Raw genomic sequence first — 14,691 nt, 5'->3', positions numbered from 1 at the left:
GCGCTCACGGCACCGGCGGCAAGGGCCGCCCGGGGCAAACCCGAAACGCTAGCGAGTCGGTCGGCCGAGGTCAAGGGCCGATGTGAGCCGAACGTGCGGGCATCGGCCGCGATTGCCCGCCGGACGGGGCGCAAGCGAGTTCGGACCGGTTGCGGCACGGGGCGGTCGGGCGGCGGGCATTCGACGGCGCCGCGGAAAGGATGAAAAAAGGGGCGCGGTCGACGCCGAACGCGGGCGTGCCGCAGGGAGAGTCGCGGCGGGAGGGGACGAGTCCCGCCCGAATGACGCGAAAGAGCATCGACGTCGGTCGACAGGGCGCCTACCGCCACCCGATCAGCACCCGCCCCATCGCATCGACCCCCATGTCGAACAGGTGCGACACGAACGGCACGAGGTTCGGGATCATCAGTTGCACGAGCAGCAACCCGACGATCAGCGTGACGGGAAAGCCGATCTGGTACATGCCGATCTGCGGCGCCGCGCGGTTCAGGATGCCGAGCGCGAGGTTCGCGATCAGCAGCGCCACGACCACCGGCAGCGACAGCAGCAGCCCCATCTCGAACACGGTCGCGCCGAACGCGGCGAGCGTGCGCCAGCCCGGCGCGTGCAGCAGGTCGGCCGACACCGGCAGCGACTGGAACGACGCGGCGAGCGCGGCGAATACCTGCAGGTGGCCGTCCACGGCGAGGAACGCGAGCATCGCGACCGCGTTCAGGAATCGGCCCATCGCGGGCGTCGCGCCGTTCGAATGCGGATCGAAGAAGGTCGCGAAGCCGAGCCCCATCGACAGCCCGATGAAGTCGCCGGCCGCTTCGACGGCCGCGAACACGAGCTGCATCGTGAAACCCATCGCGACGCCGATCAGGAACTGCGTGACGAGGATCCAGATGCCCGGCGCGGAGAACACGGTGACGTCCGGCATCGCACCGAGCGTCGGCGCGACGACCAGCGCCATGAACGCTGCCAGGCCGATCTTCACGCGCACGGGCACCGCCGCGTGGCCGACCATCGGCGCCGTCGCGACGAGTGCGAGCATCCGCACGAACGGCCACAGGAAGGCGGTCAGCCAGCCGTTGAGCTGCGCGTAGGTGACCGAGAACATCGCGGGAAAAGGCAGGCGAACGCGCGGCTCAGCCGGCGCCGAGCGTCGCGACGTGCAGCAGCGTCTGCCGCAGGTAGTCGAGCATCGTCGTCAGCATCCACGGGCCGGCGATCACGAGCGTCGCGGCCACCGCGAGCAGCTTCGGGATGAACGACAGCGTCGCCTCGTTGATCTGCGTCGCGGCCTGGAACAGGCTCACGACGAGGCCGACCGCGAGCGCGACCAGCAGCAGCGGGGCCGCGAGCAGCAGGCCGACCATCATCGCCTGGTGCGCCAGCGTCATCACTTGTTCGGGCGTCATCGCGCGTGTTCCTCCGCTTACGTGAAGCTCTGCGCGAGCGAGCCGATCAGCAACTGCCAGCCGTCGACCAGCACGAACAGCATCAGCTTGAACGGCAGCGATACGGTGGACGGCGACACCATCATCATCCCCATCGACATCAGCACGCTCGCGACGACCATGTCGATGATCAGGAACGGGATGAAGACCGTGAAGCCGATCTGGAAGCCGGTCTTCAGCTCGCTCGTGACGAACGCGGGCACCAGCAGCGACAGCGGCACGTCCTCGGGGCCCTGCATCGGCGCGGCCTTCGAGATCTTCGCGAACAGCGCGAGATCGGTCTCGCGGGTCTGCTTCAGCATGAAGGTCTTGAACGGCGCGACGCCGCGCTGCACCGCCTGCTCCATCGGCATCGAGCCGTCGGAGAACGGCTTGTAGCCGTCGTTGTACGCGCGGTCGAGCACCGGCGACATCACGAAGAACGTGAGGAACATCGCGAGGCCGACGAGCACCTGGTTCGGCGGCGTCGTCGCGGTGCCGAGCGCCTGGCGCAGCAGCGACAGCACGATGATGATCCGCGTGAAGCTCGTCATCATCAGCAGCATCGCCGGCAGGAACGACAGCATCGTGAGCAGCAGCATCGTCTGCACGCTCAGCGAATAGGTGGTGCCGCCGTGCGGGCCCGGGCTCGCGTTGAACGCGGGCAGGCCGTTCGCCTGCGCATACGCGAGCGCAGGGGCGAGACAGAGGATCAGCACGGGCGCGACGCGCGCGGTGTGCCGCAGGAAGGCGTGTTTCATCGGAATGCGAAGTCGGAAAGAGGGCGCGGCGCCATGTCAGCGGTCCTTGCCGCGCCCGAGGCGTTTCGCGGCTTCGCCCGCGAGCGCGTCGCGAAACCGTGAGCCGAACGTGCCGGGCAGGCCGGCGCCGGGCGAAGCGCCGCCGGCGGACGCGTCGGACGCGGCCGGGCCCGCGACTGCGGCCACCGAACCGGCCGGCAGCGTATGCAGCAGGCGCACGTTGCCCGGCGCGACGCCGAGCACGAGCCAGGTGTCGCCGATCTCGACGATCGTCGCGCTTTCCTTCGCGCCGAGCCCGACGCTCGACACGACCTTCAGCGGGCCGCCGCGCCGCGCGGGCTGGAAGCCGAAGCGGCGCGCGAGCCATGCGCACGCGAACACGAGGCCGATCACGACCGCGAGCCCGACGAGCGTCTGCAGCACCGCGCCGATGCCGAGCGACGGCACGGCCGAACCGACCGTCACGCTCGACGCGATCGAACCGGCGTGGTTCACCGCGTTCATGTCGGCGGCGCCGGCCGGCGCGCACGCGAGCGACGCGGCGACGGCAAGCACCGCCGCCATCGCGCGGCACCCGCGGCGGCCTGGCTTCACGACGTTCATCGATTCAGCTTACGGATACGTTCGGCCGGCGTGATGATGTCGGTCAGGCGAATACCGAACTTGTCGTTGACGACCACGACTTCGCCCTGCGCGATCAGGCAGCCGTTCACGAGCACGTCCATCGGCTCGCCGGCCATGCCGTCGAGCTCGACGACCGACCCCTGCGCAAGCTGCAGCAGGTTGCGGATCGCGATCTTCGTGCGGCCGAGTTCCACGGTCATCTTGACCGGGATGTCGAGGATCATCTCGATGTCGTTGTGCGTCGAGCTCGCCGCGGCCTTCGACAGCGGCTGGAACACGCCGGCGCCCGTCGCCCCGGCCGGCACCGGCTGCTGGTTCTGCTCGGCGAGCGCGGCCGCCCAGTCGTCGAGGCCCTGCTCTTCGTCGGCCGCGGCCGGCGCCTTCGCGTCGGCGGCCGATGCCGCGGCGGCCGATGCCGCGAGGGCCGCATCGGCCATCGCCTGCATGTCGTCGTCGGGCGTCTGGTTCAGCTCACTCATATCCACCTTCCTTCATCGAATCGCTCGCGCCGATCATCTTCTGCACGCGCAACGCATATTGACCATTGAAAATTCCGTAGCCGCATTCCATCACCGGCACGCCGTCGACCTTCGCGGTGATCGTGTCCTCGATCTCGAGCGGCAGCACGTCGCCCGCGCGCAGGTTCAGGATCTTCTCGAACGTCGCCGAGATCTCGGCGAGATTCGCGGTCAGCTCGACCTCGGCGGCCTGCACCTGCTGCGACAGCACGCGCACCCAGCGGCGGTCGACTTCGAGCGCCTCGCCCTGGATCGGCGAGCTGAGCACGTCGCGGATCGGCTCGACCATCGAGTACGGCATGCAGATGTGCAGCGTGCCGCCCGTCGGCCCGAACTCGATCGAGAACTGCGTGACGATCACGATCTCGTTCGGCGTCGCGACGTTCGCGAACTGCGTGTGCATCTCCGAGCGCACGAATTCGAACTGCAGCGGCCGCACGCTCTTCCAAGCGGTCGTGTAGTGCTCGAACACGAGGTTCAGCAGCTTGCCGATGATCCGCTGCTCGGTGGCCGTGAAATCGCGGCCCTCGACACGCGTGTGAAAGCGCCCGTCGCCGCCGAACAGGTTGTCGACGACGAAGAACACGAGGTTCGGGTCGAACACGAACAGCGACGTGCCGCGCAGCGGCTTCACGTGCACCAGATTCAGGTTCGTCGGGATCGGCAGGTTGCGGGTGAATTCGCTGTACTTCTGCACCTTCACCTGGCTGACGGAGATTTCCGCCGTGCGTCGCATGAAGTTGAAGATGCCGATCCGCAACAGGCGCGCGAAGCGGTCGTTGATGATCTCGAGGCCGGGCATCCGGCCGCGGACGATTCGCTCCTGCGTCGCGATGTTGTAGGGACGGACGCCCGACGTGTCGCGCTGCTCGTCGACCGCATCGGTTTCGCCCGTGACGCCCTTGAGGAGGGCATCGACCTCCTCCTGGGACATGAACTCCTGGTGACCCATACGCGCTCCTTTCGCGGCCGCGTTACTGGACGACGAATTCGGTGAACAGCACCTCGTCGACCTTCGCGCGCTGGTTGCCCGGCTGCGTCGGCTGCGCGATCAGCTCCCGCAGCTCGTTCGCGAGCGAACGTTTGCCGTCCGGCGTCGCGAGCTCCTCGGGATGCTTGTTCGACAGCGCGAGCAGGATCCGGCTGCGGATTTCCGGCATCCGCGCGGTCAGTTGCTCCTGCGCCTTCGGGTCGGTGAGCTTCAGCGACAGGCCCACGCGCAGGTAGTGCTGCACGCCGTCGTCGGACTGCAGGTTCACCGTCATCGGGTCGAGCGGGAAAAACACCGGCGCGGCAAGCGGCGCCGGCTCGGCGGGCGCGCTCGCGTGGCCGACGCCTGCCTTGCCCAGGAACACGTACATGCCGCCGGCGGCGGCGGCGGCCGCGCCCAGCGCGATGACGGCGATGAGCGCGATGCGCTTGAACTTGCCGGATGAAGCCGGCTTGTCGGCGGTCGGGGTTGCGGTCGTGGCCATGTGAATGCGTGCGTGATGTCTCGTAGCATGCATTGTTCGGCATCCGGGCCGAGGCCGATGGGCGGAAAAGAGGGGGGAATTGCGGCTATCTCAGCCGATGGTCGGCGCGGCGCCGGCTCGATGCAGGGGGGAACGGCGGCGCAGGCGGCCCAGCGGGGCGGAACCGGCCGCGCAGAAAAAAGGGCAGGCGGCGGCGCCTGCCCGTCGGGCGTCAGATCGGCAGCAGCGTGAGCAGCGGCGCGATCAGCACCATCGCGACGCCCGCGATCATCATCGTCAGGCTCGACACGACGCCTTCCTCGCTGCCGATCTCGCGTGCCTTCGCGGTGCCCACGCCATGGGCGGCCGCGCCGAACAGCGCACCGCGCGCGAGCCGCGTGCGCATCGGCACGAGCGCGAGCACGAGCTCGCCGAGCAGCATTCCGCAGATGCCGGTCGCGATCACGAAGAGGGCGGTGAGGTCCTTCGGCGCGTGGATCTTGTCCGACACGGCGAGCGCGAACGGCGTCGACACCGAACGCGTCATCAGCGAGCGCTGCAGCTCGGGCGACAGATGCAGCAGCTTCGCGAGCAGCAGCGACCCGCACACGCCCGCGGCGATCCCGACCGCGACGCCGACCGACAACGACAGCCAGTGCCGGCGAATCAGGTCGCGATAGTCGTAGATCGGCACCGCGAACGCGATCGTCGCCGGGCCGAGCAGCCACATCAGCCAGCGCGTGTCGCGGAAGTAGACCGAATACGGGATGCCGGTCAGCAGCACGAGCAGCACCAGCACGCCCGGCACGAACACGAGCGGCGAGAACAGCAGCGTCTTTTTGTACGCGTAGAGCCGCTTCGACGCGAAATACAGCACGACCGTCAGCACGAAGCAGCCGACGGAGATCGCGGTATTCACGCGGTCGGCGGGCAGGTTCGATAGCGCGGCGAGCATGGAAGGCTCCGGCTCAGTGGGCGACGGCGCCCAGGCGCGCGCGGCGGCGCTCGGCGAACACGCGTTGTGCGGCGAGCCGGCGTTCGAGCTTCGCGGCGAGATCGACCGCGACGGCCACCGCGACCATCACGAACGCGGTGCCGGCGAGCATCACCAGCGCGATGCGCCAGCCGTCCTCGCGGAACAGCCCGCCGTACTGCACGGCCGCGACGGCGGCCGGCACGAAGAACAGCAGCATGTCGGACAGCAGCCAGTTCGCGCCGTCCTTCACCCACGCCGGTGCGACGCGGCCCGAGAACAGCAGCACGAGGAGCACCGCGAGGCCGATCACGCCGGACGGAATCGGCAGCCCGACCTTGCGCACGGCCCAGTCGACCGCCATCCACAGCACGCCGAGCGCGGCGGCCTGCAGCACGATCCGGCCCGTGTGCGCGAGGCTGCCCGAAGCGGCGGGGCGGGCGGCGGCAGTGGCGGTCGGCTGGTTCATGGCGGGCTCCATACGGATGTTTCTGTCGATGGCGTCAGTATAGGGTTTCCCCTAACCATAAATAAAATGACTTGTCTCTATCCTTATCATTCCAATCCGGAATTCGTTTTGACGTGGTTGCACCAATCTGGGGAGTGATCGATGGAATTGCGCGCGCTGCGGTACTTCGTCGAGGTGGTTCGCCAGCAGAGCTTCACCGCGGCGGCCGACAGGCTGTTCGTCACGCAGCCGACCATCAGCAAGATGGTGAAGGCGCTCGAAGACGAGATCGGTTCGCCGCTGCTGCTGCGCGACGGCCGGCAGATGGTGCTGACCGACGCCGGACGGATCGTGTTCCAGCGCGGCCAGGACGTGCTCGCCGCGCAGGCGCAGCTGCAGTCGGAGCTGAACGATCTCGGCACGCTCGGGCGCGGCGAGCTGACGATCGGCATTCCGCCGCTCGGCGGCTCGCTGTTCACGCCGATCATCGCCGCGTACAAGCAGCGCTACCCGAACATCGAGCTGAAGCTGTTCGAGCAGGGCGCGCGGATGATCGAGGCCGCGCTGACGTCGGGCGAGCTGGAGCTCGGCGGGCTGCTGGAGCCGGTCGATCCCGGCACGTTCGAGCGGCTGCCGATGGTGCGCGCGCCGCTGTGGCTCGTCGCGCCGCGCGAGTCGCGCTGGGAGGATCACACGGCCGTGCCGCTCGCGGATCTCGCGCGCGAATCGTTCGTGTTCTATGCGGAAAGCCTCGCGCTGCACGACGCGGTGCTCGATGCGTGCCGGCAGGCCGGCTTCACGCCGTCGATCGTGAGCCGCAGCGGCCACTGGGATTTCATGGCCGCGCTCGTGCATGCGGGTGTCGGCATCGCGCTGCTGCCCGAGCCGTATTGCCGGCGGCTCGACGCGGGCCAGTTCACGTGCCGGCCGATCGTCGAGCCGGAAATCACGTGGGCGATCGCGCTCGGCTGGCTGAAGAAGGGCTACCTGTCGCACGCGGCGCGCGCGTGGCTCGACGTCGCTCGGGCGACGCTGCCGCTCGCGCCGGCCGACGATCTGGCGTTCGGGGGATTACGGGCGCGGGAGTGAGGGCCCACCCCGGCTCGGCGCGATCAGACGTACCGAATCGGGCCCGGATACCGGGCAACCGTAGGGTCGTGCGTGAGCAGCGTGATGCCTTCCGAAATCGCCTGAGCAATCAGGAGCCGATCGAACGGATCGCGATGCACCGCAGGGAGCTGTTCGACTGCGAGAACATGTGCGCTCGTGATCGGCAATTCGACGTAGCCGGCGTCGAGCAGATTGCGACGCAGCACGTGCGGATCGACCTGAAAATCGTCGCGATCGAGCCCGCGCTTGATCACGATCTCCCAGAGGCTTGCGACGCTGAACAACAGTGTACAGGCGGGATCCTCGATGAGCGCACGGGCACGATCCGGCAATTCGGTCGCGTCCGCTGCCGCCCAAAGAATCAGGTGCGTGTCGAGCAGCAGTTTCACGCGTCGCCCTCGAACAGCTTCCGGATGGCCTCGTCACCCATCGCGTCGAAGTCGGCCGGCACCACGATCTGCCCCTTCATGAAGCCGATCCGCGTCGGCCGGGGCGCCTCGGGCGCATCGATCGGCACAACCTTGACGAGCGGCTTGCCGGCCTTCGCGATCACGAATGGTTCGCCCGCGTGAACTGCCTCGTCGATCAGACGCGACAGGTTCGTCTTCGCGTCATGCATGTTATAGGTCTGCATGGCATCCCTCACATAAACTAAGTTCAATCGATAGATTAGCTTAGTTCATACGGGACATGCCCGCAAGACCGGCAGTGCCCGGACACTGGGCTGGCCGTGCCTGGCCCTCAATGCCCCATCGCCGGCCCCGCGCCCTTCTTCGGCTTCGTGATCCACACGAGCGCCGCGAGCGCGATGAACACGCCCGCCGACAGGTGGAAGAAGTCGTTGGTCGCCATCATGAAACCCTGCTGCGTGACGAGCTGGTTGAGTTGCGCATTGGCCGTCTGCCCGACGATGCCGAGCTGCGCGAGCGCGCCCTGGTAGTCGGTCGTGTTCTGCGCGTAGACGCTCACCGATTCCGACAGCCGCGCATGATGGTAGATCGCGTCGTTCTCCCAGAACGTCGAACTGGCCGCGGTGCCGATCGCGCCGGACAGCGTGCGCAGGAAGTTCGACAGCCCCGACGCGCTCGCGAGCCGCTCGTCGGAGATGCTCGACAGCGTGATCGTCGTCATCGGCACGAAGAAGCACGCGACGCCGATGCCCTGCACGAGCCGCGGCAGGATCACGTGGTTGAACGGCACGTCGAGCGTGAACGTCGCGTTCCACAGCGACACGCCCGCGAACACGATGAACGCGAAGCTCGCGACCATCCGCAGGTCGAGCCGGTGCATGTTGCGGCCGATCAGCGGCGACAGCACGAGCGCGAGCAGCCCGACCGGCGCGGTCGCGAGACCGGCCTTGCCGGCCGTGTAGCCCATCACCGTCTGCAGCCACAGCGGGAAGATCACGACCGAGCCGAAGAACGCCATGAAGCCGAACGAGATGATCAGCGCGCCGAGCGCGAAGTTGCGGTCCTTGAAGAGCGTGAGGTCGACCACCGGCTCCTTCTCCGTCGCCTCCCACACGAGCATGAACGCGAGCGACACGACCGCGATCAGCGCGAGCGCGACGATGAACGACGAGTTGAACCAGTCGCGGTCCTTGCCGAGGTCGAGCATCATCTGCAGGCACGACACGCCGATCACGAGCAGCGCGAGGCCGATCGCGTCGATCCGCTGCTTCGTCGTCTTCGTCTCGCGGCCGCGCAGCAGGAAGTACGCGCAGGTCGCCGAGAACACGCCGATCGGCAGGTTGATGTAGAAGATCCACGGCCACGTGTAGTTGTCGCTGATCCAGCCGCCCAGCAACGGGCCGAAGATCGGCGCGACGATCACCGTCATCGCCCATAGCCCGAGCGCGAGCCCGCGTTTCGCCGGCGGGTAGCTGCGCATCAGGATCGTCTGCGACAGCGGCACCATCGGCCCCGACACGAGACCCTGCAGCAATCGGAACGCGATCAGCGTCTCGAAGTTCGACGCGAGGCCGCACAGCGCCGACGCGATCGTGAACGCGAGCACCGACAGCGTGAAGAGGCGCACTTCGCCGACCCGCCTTGCGAGCCAGCCGGTGAGCGGCACCGCGATCGCGGACGCGACCGAGTACGACGAAATCACCCACGTGCCTTCGCTCGTCGCGACGCCGAGGCTGCCCGAGATGGTCGGCACCGCGACGTTCGCGATCGACGTGTCGAGCACTTCCATGAAGGTGCCGAGCGCGAGCCCGACGGTGAGCAGCGCGAGCGCGCCGCCGGTCAGCGGCGCGGGTTCGGCGGCGGGGGAGGGGGCGGATGCCGTGGTGGCGGACATCGGAATCTCCTAGACGCGGCGCGCGCGACGCGCCGCCACAGCGCACGGACGCGCGACGCAGCGCGGCCCGGCCGGGTGGAAGGAAAATGGGGAAAAGCGGAGCGGGTGCCTTGTCATCTTCTGCCCAGACAGAGAAATAAGCGAATGTTTAACTGCGACATAGGGGCTCCGCGTGCATCAGCAGTCGGGTTCGTCGGGCTTCGGGCAGCCGGTCGAACCGGGCCCGTTGGCGATGAAGCGTTGCAGCAGGCCGGTGAGCGTCGCGAGTTCGTCGGCCGAGAAGCCTTCGAGCTGCGCGTTGAGCACGGTCGCGACGAGCGACGGCAGCGCGCGGGCGGCTTCGATGCCGCGGTCGGTCAGCGTCAGCTCGATCATCCGGCGGTCCTGCTCGCTGCGCGCGCGTGCGATCAGCCCCTTGCGTTCGAGCCGGTCGAGCATGCGCGTCATCGAGCCGCTGTCGTACGACATCTTGCGCGACAGTTCGAACGGCGTGCGCGCGTAACCGCGCGACAGCAGCAGGATCACGCCGATCTGCTGCGCGGTGAGGTCGAGCGGCTCGAGCGCGCGATCCATCCGCTCGACGAGCGCCTGCTTCGCCTTCGACAGGTAATAGCCGAGGCTCGTTTCCAGCGCGATGTTCTCGGGATCGTAGAGGCCGCCGGTCATACGATTGCGCGCGCAGCAATAGTGCGTTTCGGGTTAAAACGCGCCCAGTATCTTGAAAAATGATTGCTTAGTCAATATTATTTAAGTCAACCAGTTACGACGTGCATGTTGCACCGCCGGAGACTATGTTCTGACCGATTGGCCCGCACTGCCGGGCACCCGAGGATGTTCGCGATGCTGTTCCTGAAAAATGCCGCCGGCGCGCTGCGCCGCAACCTGACCGATACCGCTCATCATGTGTTCTCCGGGCCGCACCGCGGCTGGAAGATCGCGCTGTACGTGACGATGCTGGTCGTGCCTGGCGGCTCGCTCGCGGCGCTCGGGTTCGCGTGGTTCGATCATCGCCGGCAGCGCAACGCGAAGGGCGGCGCCCGCCGCACGAGCCAGCCGGCCGCGACGGAGCCGTCGACATGGCCGGCCGCCGCCAAACCCGTCGCGGTGCCCGTGCGCTGCCACTGACACACTGACGCCGCCGCGCGCCCGCTTTCCACACTGTCCCGCCCGATCGCCGGCCGCGTCGCGCGCTACCGCTGCCGTCCGTTGGATGTCCATTCGCACGCCCGTTTTCCCGCAAGCCGGCCGTAATGGCCGGTAAACCGGCCGCCCGCGCCGGTAACACATCCGGGCCGCCGCCCACCGTACCCTTAGGGCTGCGCGGCTTTCCCGCCGTCAGTTACCATTTGTCCGCCAGCGGCCAACAACCGCACCGCATGACCGCATCGCGCGGCGCCGCTCGCCGGCCGTCGCGCCCAGACAGGAAAACCACCATGCCGTACGCTTCCCTCCCGCGCGCCGTTCGCCCGCTGAGCGCCGCCGTCGCCATTGCGACGGCCGTGCTGCTCGCCGGCTGCGCCGTCGGGCCCGACTATCACCGGCCCGACACGTCGATTCCCGCCGCCTTCAAGGAAGCGCCGGCCGGCTGGAAAGTCGCGCAGCCCGCCGATCGGGCCGATCGCGGCGCGTGGTGGACGGTCTACAACGATCCGCAGCTCGATGCGCTGATCGGCAAGCTCAACGCGTCGAACCAGACCATCGCGCAATCGGCCGCCGCCTACCGGCAGGCGCGCGCGCTCGTCACCGAGGCGCGCGCCGCGTATTTCCCGACCGTCGGGCTGAGCGCATCGGGCTCGCGCGCGCGGACGCCGCGCACGTCGCTGTCGTCGGGCTCGTCGTCGAGTTTCGGCAGCGGGTCGACCGGATCGATCAACAACAGCTACAGCGTCGGCCTCGACGCCAGCTGGGAACCCGATCTATGGGGCAAGGTGAGCCGCACCGTCAGCGCGCAGCGCGCCGGCGAAGCGGCCGCCGCGGCCGATCTCGCGAACGCGCGGCTGTCGCAGCAGGCGCTGCTCGCGCAGACCTATTTCCAGTTGCGCACGTCCGATGCGCTGCAAAAGCTGCTCGACGACACCGTGAAATCGTACGAACGGTCGCTGCAGCTCACGCAGAACCAGTACGCGCAGGGCGTCGCCGCGCGCGCGGACGTCATTCAGGCGCAGACGCAGCTGCAGAGCGCGCAGGCCGCGCAGATCGACAACGGCGTCGCCCGCGCGCAGTACGAGCATGCGATCGCGACGCTGATCGGCGAGCCCGCGTCGACCTTCTCGCTGCCGCCGAACCCGCTCGCGGCCGAGCCGCCGGTCACGCCGGTCGACGTGCCGTCCACGATCCTCGAGCGCCGGCCCGACGTCGCGGCGGCCGAGCGCCGCGCGGCGGCCGCGAACGAGCAGATCGGCGTCGCGATCTCGGCGTTCTTCCCCACGCTCACGCTGTCGGCCAGCGGCGGCTTCCAGAGTTCGGTGTGGTCGCAGCTGTTCACGCTGCCGGCACGCTTCTGGACGGTCGGCCCGCAGCTCGCGGCCACGCTGTTCGACGCGGGCTTGCGCGCCGCGCAGACCGACGCCGCGCGCGCGACCTACGACCAGGACGTCGCCGCCTATCGTCTCGCGGTGCTCACCGCGTTCCAGGACGTGGAGGACAACCTCGCGTCGCAGCGCATCCTCGCGCAGGAAATCGACGTGCAGCGGCAAGCCGTCGACAGCGCCGAGCACGCGCTCGCGATCGTCACGAACCAGTACAAGGCCGGCACGGTCGCGTACCTGAACGTGCTGACCGCGCAGACCACCGCGTTCACCGCGCAGCAGAAGCTCGCGACGATCGCCGGGCAGCGGATGGTGTCGTCGGTCGGGCTCGTGAAGGCGCTCGGCGGCGGCTGGAACGTATCGGAGATGGCGCGCGAGAACGGCGACATGGCGGCGCCGGCGCCTTTGCCGGCGTCCGGTGCCGCCGCGCCCGCGGCCACCGCACCGTCGGCCGCCGCGCCGCTCGCGCAGAAGTAGAAGGGAAGCGGGCGACGCGCGCGTTCAGCGCTGCGCGTCGCCGAAGATCAGCGAAACCTGGTTGTTGCCGATCGGGTGGCCGAGCAGGTTCAGCAGCCCGGCGAGGTTCGCCTGCTGCTCGGGCGCCGCGTGCGCGGTCCCGCGGAACGATCCCTGGCCGGGGCCGAAGCTGCCGTGCCCGTCGAGGAACAGCGGGCCCTGCGTCGTCGACAGGTCGAGATCGGCGCCCGCGCCCTTCGCCTGCAATACCGCGCGGTACGAACCGAGCGGCTTCACGCGCGACACGCGCGAACTCATCGAATCGATCGTCACCGTCAGCTGGCCGAACGCGTTGCTGCCGATGAGCCGCCAGTCGCTCCAGGCGAGCCGCACGTCGCCCTGCAGATCGAGCGTGTTGAACGGCGTGCCGAGCCCCGTGAGCAGCGACGCCGGCACCGCCATCGCGCCCGCCGACAGCACCGCGCCGCGCCACGTCGCATCGAGCGTGACCGCATCGGGCATCGCTTCGGTCTGCCGCATGCGCATCTGCACGCGCCCGGTCAGCAACGGCCAGAAGCGCGTGGTCCATTCGACCCGGCCCGGCAGCAGCGTCGCCGCGCTCTGGTCGGCGCCCGGCGCGAGCATCAGCGTGCCCGAGCCGTGCCACAGCGAGCCTTCCGGATCGACGAGATTCACGTGGCCGCCGGTCGCACGCGCGAACTGCGGCGCGATCCATGCGGCCGGCGCGAGCGCGACGAGCGTCACCGCCGTCGCCAGACCGCCTGCCAGCACCCACGGCAATACGGTGACGAGCCGTCTCACCCACGGCCGCATCGGCCGGCCTTCGTATGCGTCATCCACTGCCGTCATCTATTTCTGGACGGAAGGTTGCATCACGGCCGTCAGGTCGACCTGGCCGTCCTCCTTCAGCGCCGTCGCATGCGCCTCGCCGACCTGCACCTTGAATTGCCGGCGCGCATCGTCGAGCCACTGGGTCCACGCCGGGAACGACACGTTCTTCATCTGGATCTGCACGCCATTGCCGACGATCTGCACCTGCGCGCCCTGCAGCCCGTGATCGGACAGCGACGCGGTCAGTGCATCCTTCAGCGCGAGGCCGGTCGGCGCGACGCCCTGCGCGGCGGCGGCCAGCGACTTCGCCTCGTTCGCCTGCGCGGTCATCTGCGCGAGTTCGTGACGCATCGCCGGCAGCTCGCGCTGGATCCGCGCGCGGCCTTCCTGCGCGGGCGACCACAGCACCGAATACGCGATCGCGACCGCCAGCACGGCGCCGCCCCAGCCGAGCAGCGTCTTCTCGCGCGGCGTGCGTTCGCCCCAGAACTGGGCGAGCGTCTGGTTCAGTTGTTCGGTTTTCATGAGCGGCTCCGGATCGTCCATTTGCCCGTGTTGCTGTCGACTTCGCCGGACAGTCCGTTACGCGCGAGGCGCTGCGCGAAATCGGGATCGACCTTGACCTCCGGCTTGAAGCCGACGTCGAGCCGCCGGTCGTGATAGTCGAGCGACGCGATGCCGTTCAGCGGCAACGCGCCCATCGAGCGCGACAAGCCGCTCGACAGCGCGAGGAAATCGTTCGGCGACAGCTCGCCGGCAGCGAGCCGAAGCTGGTCGAGCTGGCGCTGCATCTGCGCGGGCGGATCGAGCACGGTGGTCGTCTTCGGGAACGCGGACAACAGCGTCTCGGTGATCTGCGCGGACAGCGCATCGCGCTCGCGTGACAGCTTCCACCAGTGCAGGTTCATCCCGATCACCGCGACGCCGAGCGTCGCCGCGGCCAGCGCGATCGGCACGCGCAGGCGCTTGAGCGTCGCGCGATCGAAGCGCCACGGCTGCGATTCGAATTCGAACTGGCACAGATCGAATGGCTCGGCGAGCGCCCGGCGCGCGAACGTGTCGAACGACAGCGGCGCGGCGCCCGGCAGCAGCGGCGCGTCGGCGCGGCCGACCGACGCGAGCCGCGGCTCCGCGCCCGGTTCGCCGAGTTCGTACAGTTCGATGGCGCCGCCGCCCGCGAGCGCGGCCAGCGTGCCGGCCGCGCGCGACGCGGGCGCCGCGAAGCCTTCGCCGAGCGCGCCG

General features: G+C 68.8%; 19 protein-coding genes. 3 read left to right on the top strand and 16 right to left on the bottom strand.

Annotated features, from left to right (window positions below):
- Nucleotides 1-319: 319 nt before the first annotated feature.
- From fliR to LGM42_RS32425, 9 genes are all read right to left on the bottom strand, one after another.
- A complete protein-coding gene (gene fliR / locus LGM42_RS32465; protein WP_226234370.1) occupies nucleotides 320-1,102 on the bottom strand; it encodes a flagellar biosynthetic protein FliR in 783 nt (260 codons plus the stop codon).
- A gap of 28 nt (nucleotides 1,103-1,130) precedes the next feature.
- Nucleotides 1,131-1,403 carry a flagellar biosynthesis protein FliQ gene (fliQ, locus tag LGM42_RS32460; RefSeq protein ID WP_006401718.1) on the bottom strand — a complete coding sequence of 91 codons (273 nt, stop codon included), beginning with the start codon at nucleotides 1,401-1,403 and terminating at the stop codon, nucleotides 1,131-1,133.
- 17 nt (nucleotides 1,404-1,420) lie between these two features.
- Complete coding sequence (fliP, locus tag LGM42_RS32455; RefSeq protein WP_226226120.1) at nucleotides 1,421-2,182, bottom strand: flagellar type III secretion system pore protein FliP; 762 nt, start codon at nucleotides 2,180-2,182, stop codon at nucleotides 1,421-1,423.
- A gap of 36 nt (nucleotides 2,183-2,218) precedes the next feature.
- A complete protein-coding gene (gene fliO, locus LGM42_RS32450) occupies nucleotides 2,219-2,785 on the bottom strand; it encodes a flagellar biosynthetic protein FliO (RefSeq protein ID WP_226226119.1) in 567 nt (188 codons plus the stop codon).
- Nucleotides 2,782-3,285 carry a flagellar motor switch protein FliN gene (fliN, locus tag LGM42_RS32445; RefSeq protein ID WP_059580396.1) on the bottom strand — a complete coding sequence of 168 codons (504 nt, stop codon included), beginning with the start codon at nucleotides 3,283-3,285 and terminating at the stop codon, nucleotides 2,782-2,784. Before fliN ends, fliO begins: the two co-directional genes overlap by 4 nt.
- Nucleotides 3,278-4,276 carry a flagellar motor switch protein FliM gene (fliM, locus tag LGM42_RS32440; protein ID WP_059580399.1) on the bottom strand — a complete coding sequence of 333 codons (999 nt, stop codon included), beginning with the start codon at nucleotides 4,274-4,276 and terminating at the stop codon, nucleotides 3,278-3,280. The genes fliN and fliM overlap by 8 nt, the downstream gene beginning before the upstream one ends.
- 22 nt (nucleotides 4,277-4,298) lie before the next feature.
- Nucleotides 4,299-4,799: a flagellar basal body-associated protein FliL gene (gene fliL, locus LGM42_RS32435; protein ID WP_179231707.1), complete on the bottom strand. Its 501-nt coding sequence runs from the start codon at nucleotides 4,797-4,799 to the stop codon at nucleotides 4,299-4,301.
- Nucleotides 4,800-5,010: 211 nt separating this feature from the next.
- Nucleotides 5,011-5,733: an LrgB family protein gene (locus LGM42_RS32430; RefSeq protein WP_006491274.1), complete on the bottom strand. Its 723-nt coding sequence runs from the start codon at nucleotides 5,731-5,733 to the stop codon at nucleotides 5,011-5,013.
- 13 nt (nucleotides 5,734-5,746) lie between these two features.
- A complete protein-coding gene (locus tag LGM42_RS32425) occupies nucleotides 5,747-6,220 on the bottom strand; it encodes a CidA/LrgA family protein (protein WP_124864440.1) in 474 nt (157 codons plus the stop codon).
- A gap of 141 nt (nucleotides 6,221-6,361) precedes the next feature.
- Here LGM42_RS32425 and LGM42_RS32420 point away from each other — a divergent pair, with 141 nt between their 5' ends.
- Nucleotides 6,362-7,288 (top strand): LysR family transcriptional regulator, encoded by a 927-nt coding sequence (locus LGM42_RS32420; protein WP_059580406.1) that lies wholly within the window; start codon nucleotides 6,362-6,364, stop codon nucleotides 7,286-7,288.
- Between the two features lie 23 nt (nucleotides 7,289-7,311).
- Here LGM42_RS32420 and LGM42_RS32415 read toward each other — a convergent pair whose 3' ends face one another.
- From LGM42_RS32415 to LGM42_RS32400, 4 genes are all read right to left on the bottom strand, one after another.
- On the bottom strand, nucleotides 7,312-7,698 hold the full coding sequence (locus LGM42_RS32415) for a type II toxin-antitoxin system VapC family toxin (protein WP_226234369.1): 387 nt from the start codon (nucleotides 7,696-7,698) through the stop codon (nucleotides 7,312-7,314).
- On the bottom strand, nucleotides 7,695-7,943 hold the full coding sequence (locus LGM42_RS32410) for a type II toxin-antitoxin system Phd/YefM family antitoxin (RefSeq protein WP_060310258.1): 249 nt from the start codon (nucleotides 7,941-7,943) through the stop codon (nucleotides 7,695-7,697). Before LGM42_RS32410 ends, LGM42_RS32415 begins: the two co-directional genes overlap by 4 nt.
- A gap of 107 nt (nucleotides 7,944-8,050) precedes the next feature.
- Nucleotides 8,051-9,613 (bottom strand): DHA2 family efflux MFS transporter permease subunit, encoded by a 1,563-nt coding sequence (locus LGM42_RS32405; protein WP_059580409.1) that lies wholly within the window; start codon nucleotides 9,611-9,613, stop codon nucleotides 8,051-8,053.
- A gap of 177 nt (nucleotides 9,614-9,790) precedes the next feature.
- Nucleotides 9,791-10,279 (bottom strand): MarR family winged helix-turn-helix transcriptional regulator, encoded by a 489-nt coding sequence (locus LGM42_RS32400; RefSeq protein WP_059580411.1) that lies wholly within the window; start codon nucleotides 10,277-10,279, stop codon nucleotides 9,791-9,793.
- Nucleotides 10,280-10,453: 174 nt separating this feature from the next.
- Here LGM42_RS32400 and LGM42_RS32395 point away from each other — a divergent pair, with 174 nt between their 5' ends.
- Together LGM42_RS32395 and LGM42_RS32390 are read left to right on the top strand one after the other, a co-directional pair.
- A complete protein-coding gene (locus tag LGM42_RS32395) occupies nucleotides 10,454-10,738 on the top strand; it encodes a hypothetical protein (protein WP_059638559.1) in 285 nt (94 codons plus the stop codon).
- Nucleotides 10,739-11,046: 308 nt separating this feature from the next.
- Entirely contained in the window at nucleotides 11,047-12,618 is a 1,572-nt protein-coding gene (locus tag LGM42_RS32390) for an efflux transporter outer membrane subunit (RefSeq protein ID WP_226234368.1), read from the top strand.
- Between the two features lie 24 nt (nucleotides 12,619-12,642).
- On the opposite strand, the gene LGM42_RS32385 is transcribed toward LGM42_RS32390, so the two are convergent.
- From LGM42_RS32385 to gspL, 3 genes are all read right to left on the bottom strand, one after another.
- Nucleotides 12,643-13,431 carry a type II secretion system protein N gene (locus LGM42_RS32385; RefSeq protein WP_059580674.1) on the bottom strand — a complete coding sequence of 263 codons (789 nt, stop codon included), beginning with the start codon at nucleotides 13,429-13,431 and terminating at the stop codon, nucleotides 12,643-12,645.
- Nucleotides 13,432-13,467: 36 nt separating this feature from the next.
- Nucleotides 13,468-13,974 (bottom strand): type II secretion system protein GspM, encoded by a 507-nt coding sequence (gspM, locus tag LGM42_RS32380; RefSeq protein ID WP_054928223.1) that lies wholly within the window; start codon nucleotides 13,972-13,974, stop codon nucleotides 13,468-13,470.
- Nucleotides 13,971-14,691, bottom strand: a 721-nt coding sequence (gspL, locus tag LGM42_RS32375) for a type II secretion system protein GspL (RefSeq protein ID WP_226234367.1), incomplete at its 5' end; no start/stop codon positions are given. The genes gspM and gspL, both read right to left, overlap by 4 nt.

The sequence above is a fragment of the Burkholderia sp. AU39826 genome (assembly GCF_020419965.1).
Lineage (GTDB): Bacteria > Pseudomonadota > Gammaproteobacteria > Burkholderiales > Burkholderiaceae > Burkholderia > Burkholderia semiarida.
Note: the sequence above shows the minus strand (reverse complement) of the source record. Positions and strands in the feature narration are given on the sequence as shown.

Coding starts and splice junctions, on each gene's coding strand:
- LGM42_RS32405 (WP_059580409.1), bottom strand. CDS start 9,613: ATGTCCGCCACCACGGCATCCGCCCCCTCCCCCGCCGCCGAACCCGCG.
- fliR (WP_226234370.1), bottom strand. CDS start 1,102: ATGTTCTCGGTCACCTACGCGCAGCTCAACGGCTGGCTGACCGCCTTC.
- LGM42_RS32430 (WP_006491274.1), bottom strand. CDS start 5,733: ATGCTCGCCGCGCTATCGAACCTGCCCGCCGACCGCGTGAATACCGCG.
- fliL (WP_179231707.1), bottom strand. CDS start 4,799: ATGGCCACGACCGCAACCCCGACCGCCGACAAGCCGGCTTCATCCGGC.
- LGM42_RS32410 (WP_060310258.1), bottom strand. CDS start 7,943: ATGCAGACCTATAACATGCATGACGCGAAGACGAACCTGTCGCGTCTG.
- fliN (WP_059580396.1), bottom strand. CDS start 3,285: ATGAGTGAGCTGAACCAGACGCCCGACGACGACATGCAGGCGATGGCC.
- LGM42_RS32395 (WP_059638559.1), top strand. CDS start 10,454: ATGCTGTTCCTGAAAAATGCCGCCGGCGCGCTGCGCCGCAACCTGACC.
- fliQ (WP_006401718.1), bottom strand. CDS start 1,403: ATGACGCCCGAACAAGTGATGACGCTGGCGCACCAGGCGATGATGGTC.
- gspM (WP_054928223.1), bottom strand. CDS start 13,974: ATGAAAACCGAACAACTGAACCAGACGCTCGCCCAGTTCTGGGGCGAA.
- LGM42_RS32425 (WP_124864440.1), bottom strand. CDS start 6,220: ATGAACCAGCCGACCGCCACTGCCGCCGCCCGCCCCGCCGCTTCGGGC.
- LGM42_RS32390 (WP_226234368.1), top strand. CDS start 11,047: ATGCCGTACGCTTCCCTCCCGCGCGCCGTTCGCCCGCTGAGCGCCGCC.
- fliO (WP_226226119.1), bottom strand. CDS start 2,785: ATGAACGTCGTGAAGCCAGGCCGCCGCGGGTGCCGCGCGATGGCGGCG.
- fliP (WP_226226120.1), bottom strand. CDS start 2,182: ATGAAACACGCCTTCCTGCGGCACACCGCGCGCGTCGCGCCCGTGCTG.
- fliM (WP_059580399.1), bottom strand. CDS start 4,276: ATGGGTCACCAGGAGTTCATGTCCCAGGAGGAGGTCGATGCCCTCCTC.
- LGM42_RS32385 (WP_059580674.1), bottom strand. CDS start 13,431: ATGCGGCCGTGGGTGAGACGGCTCGTCACCGTATTGCCGTGGGTGCTG.
- LGM42_RS32420 (WP_059580406.1), top strand. CDS start 6,362: ATGGAATTGCGCGCGCTGCGGTACTTCGTCGAGGTGGTTCGCCAGCAG.
- LGM42_RS32400 (WP_059580411.1), bottom strand. CDS start 10,279: ATGACCGGCGGCCTCTACGATCCCGAGAACATCGCGCTGGAAACGAGC.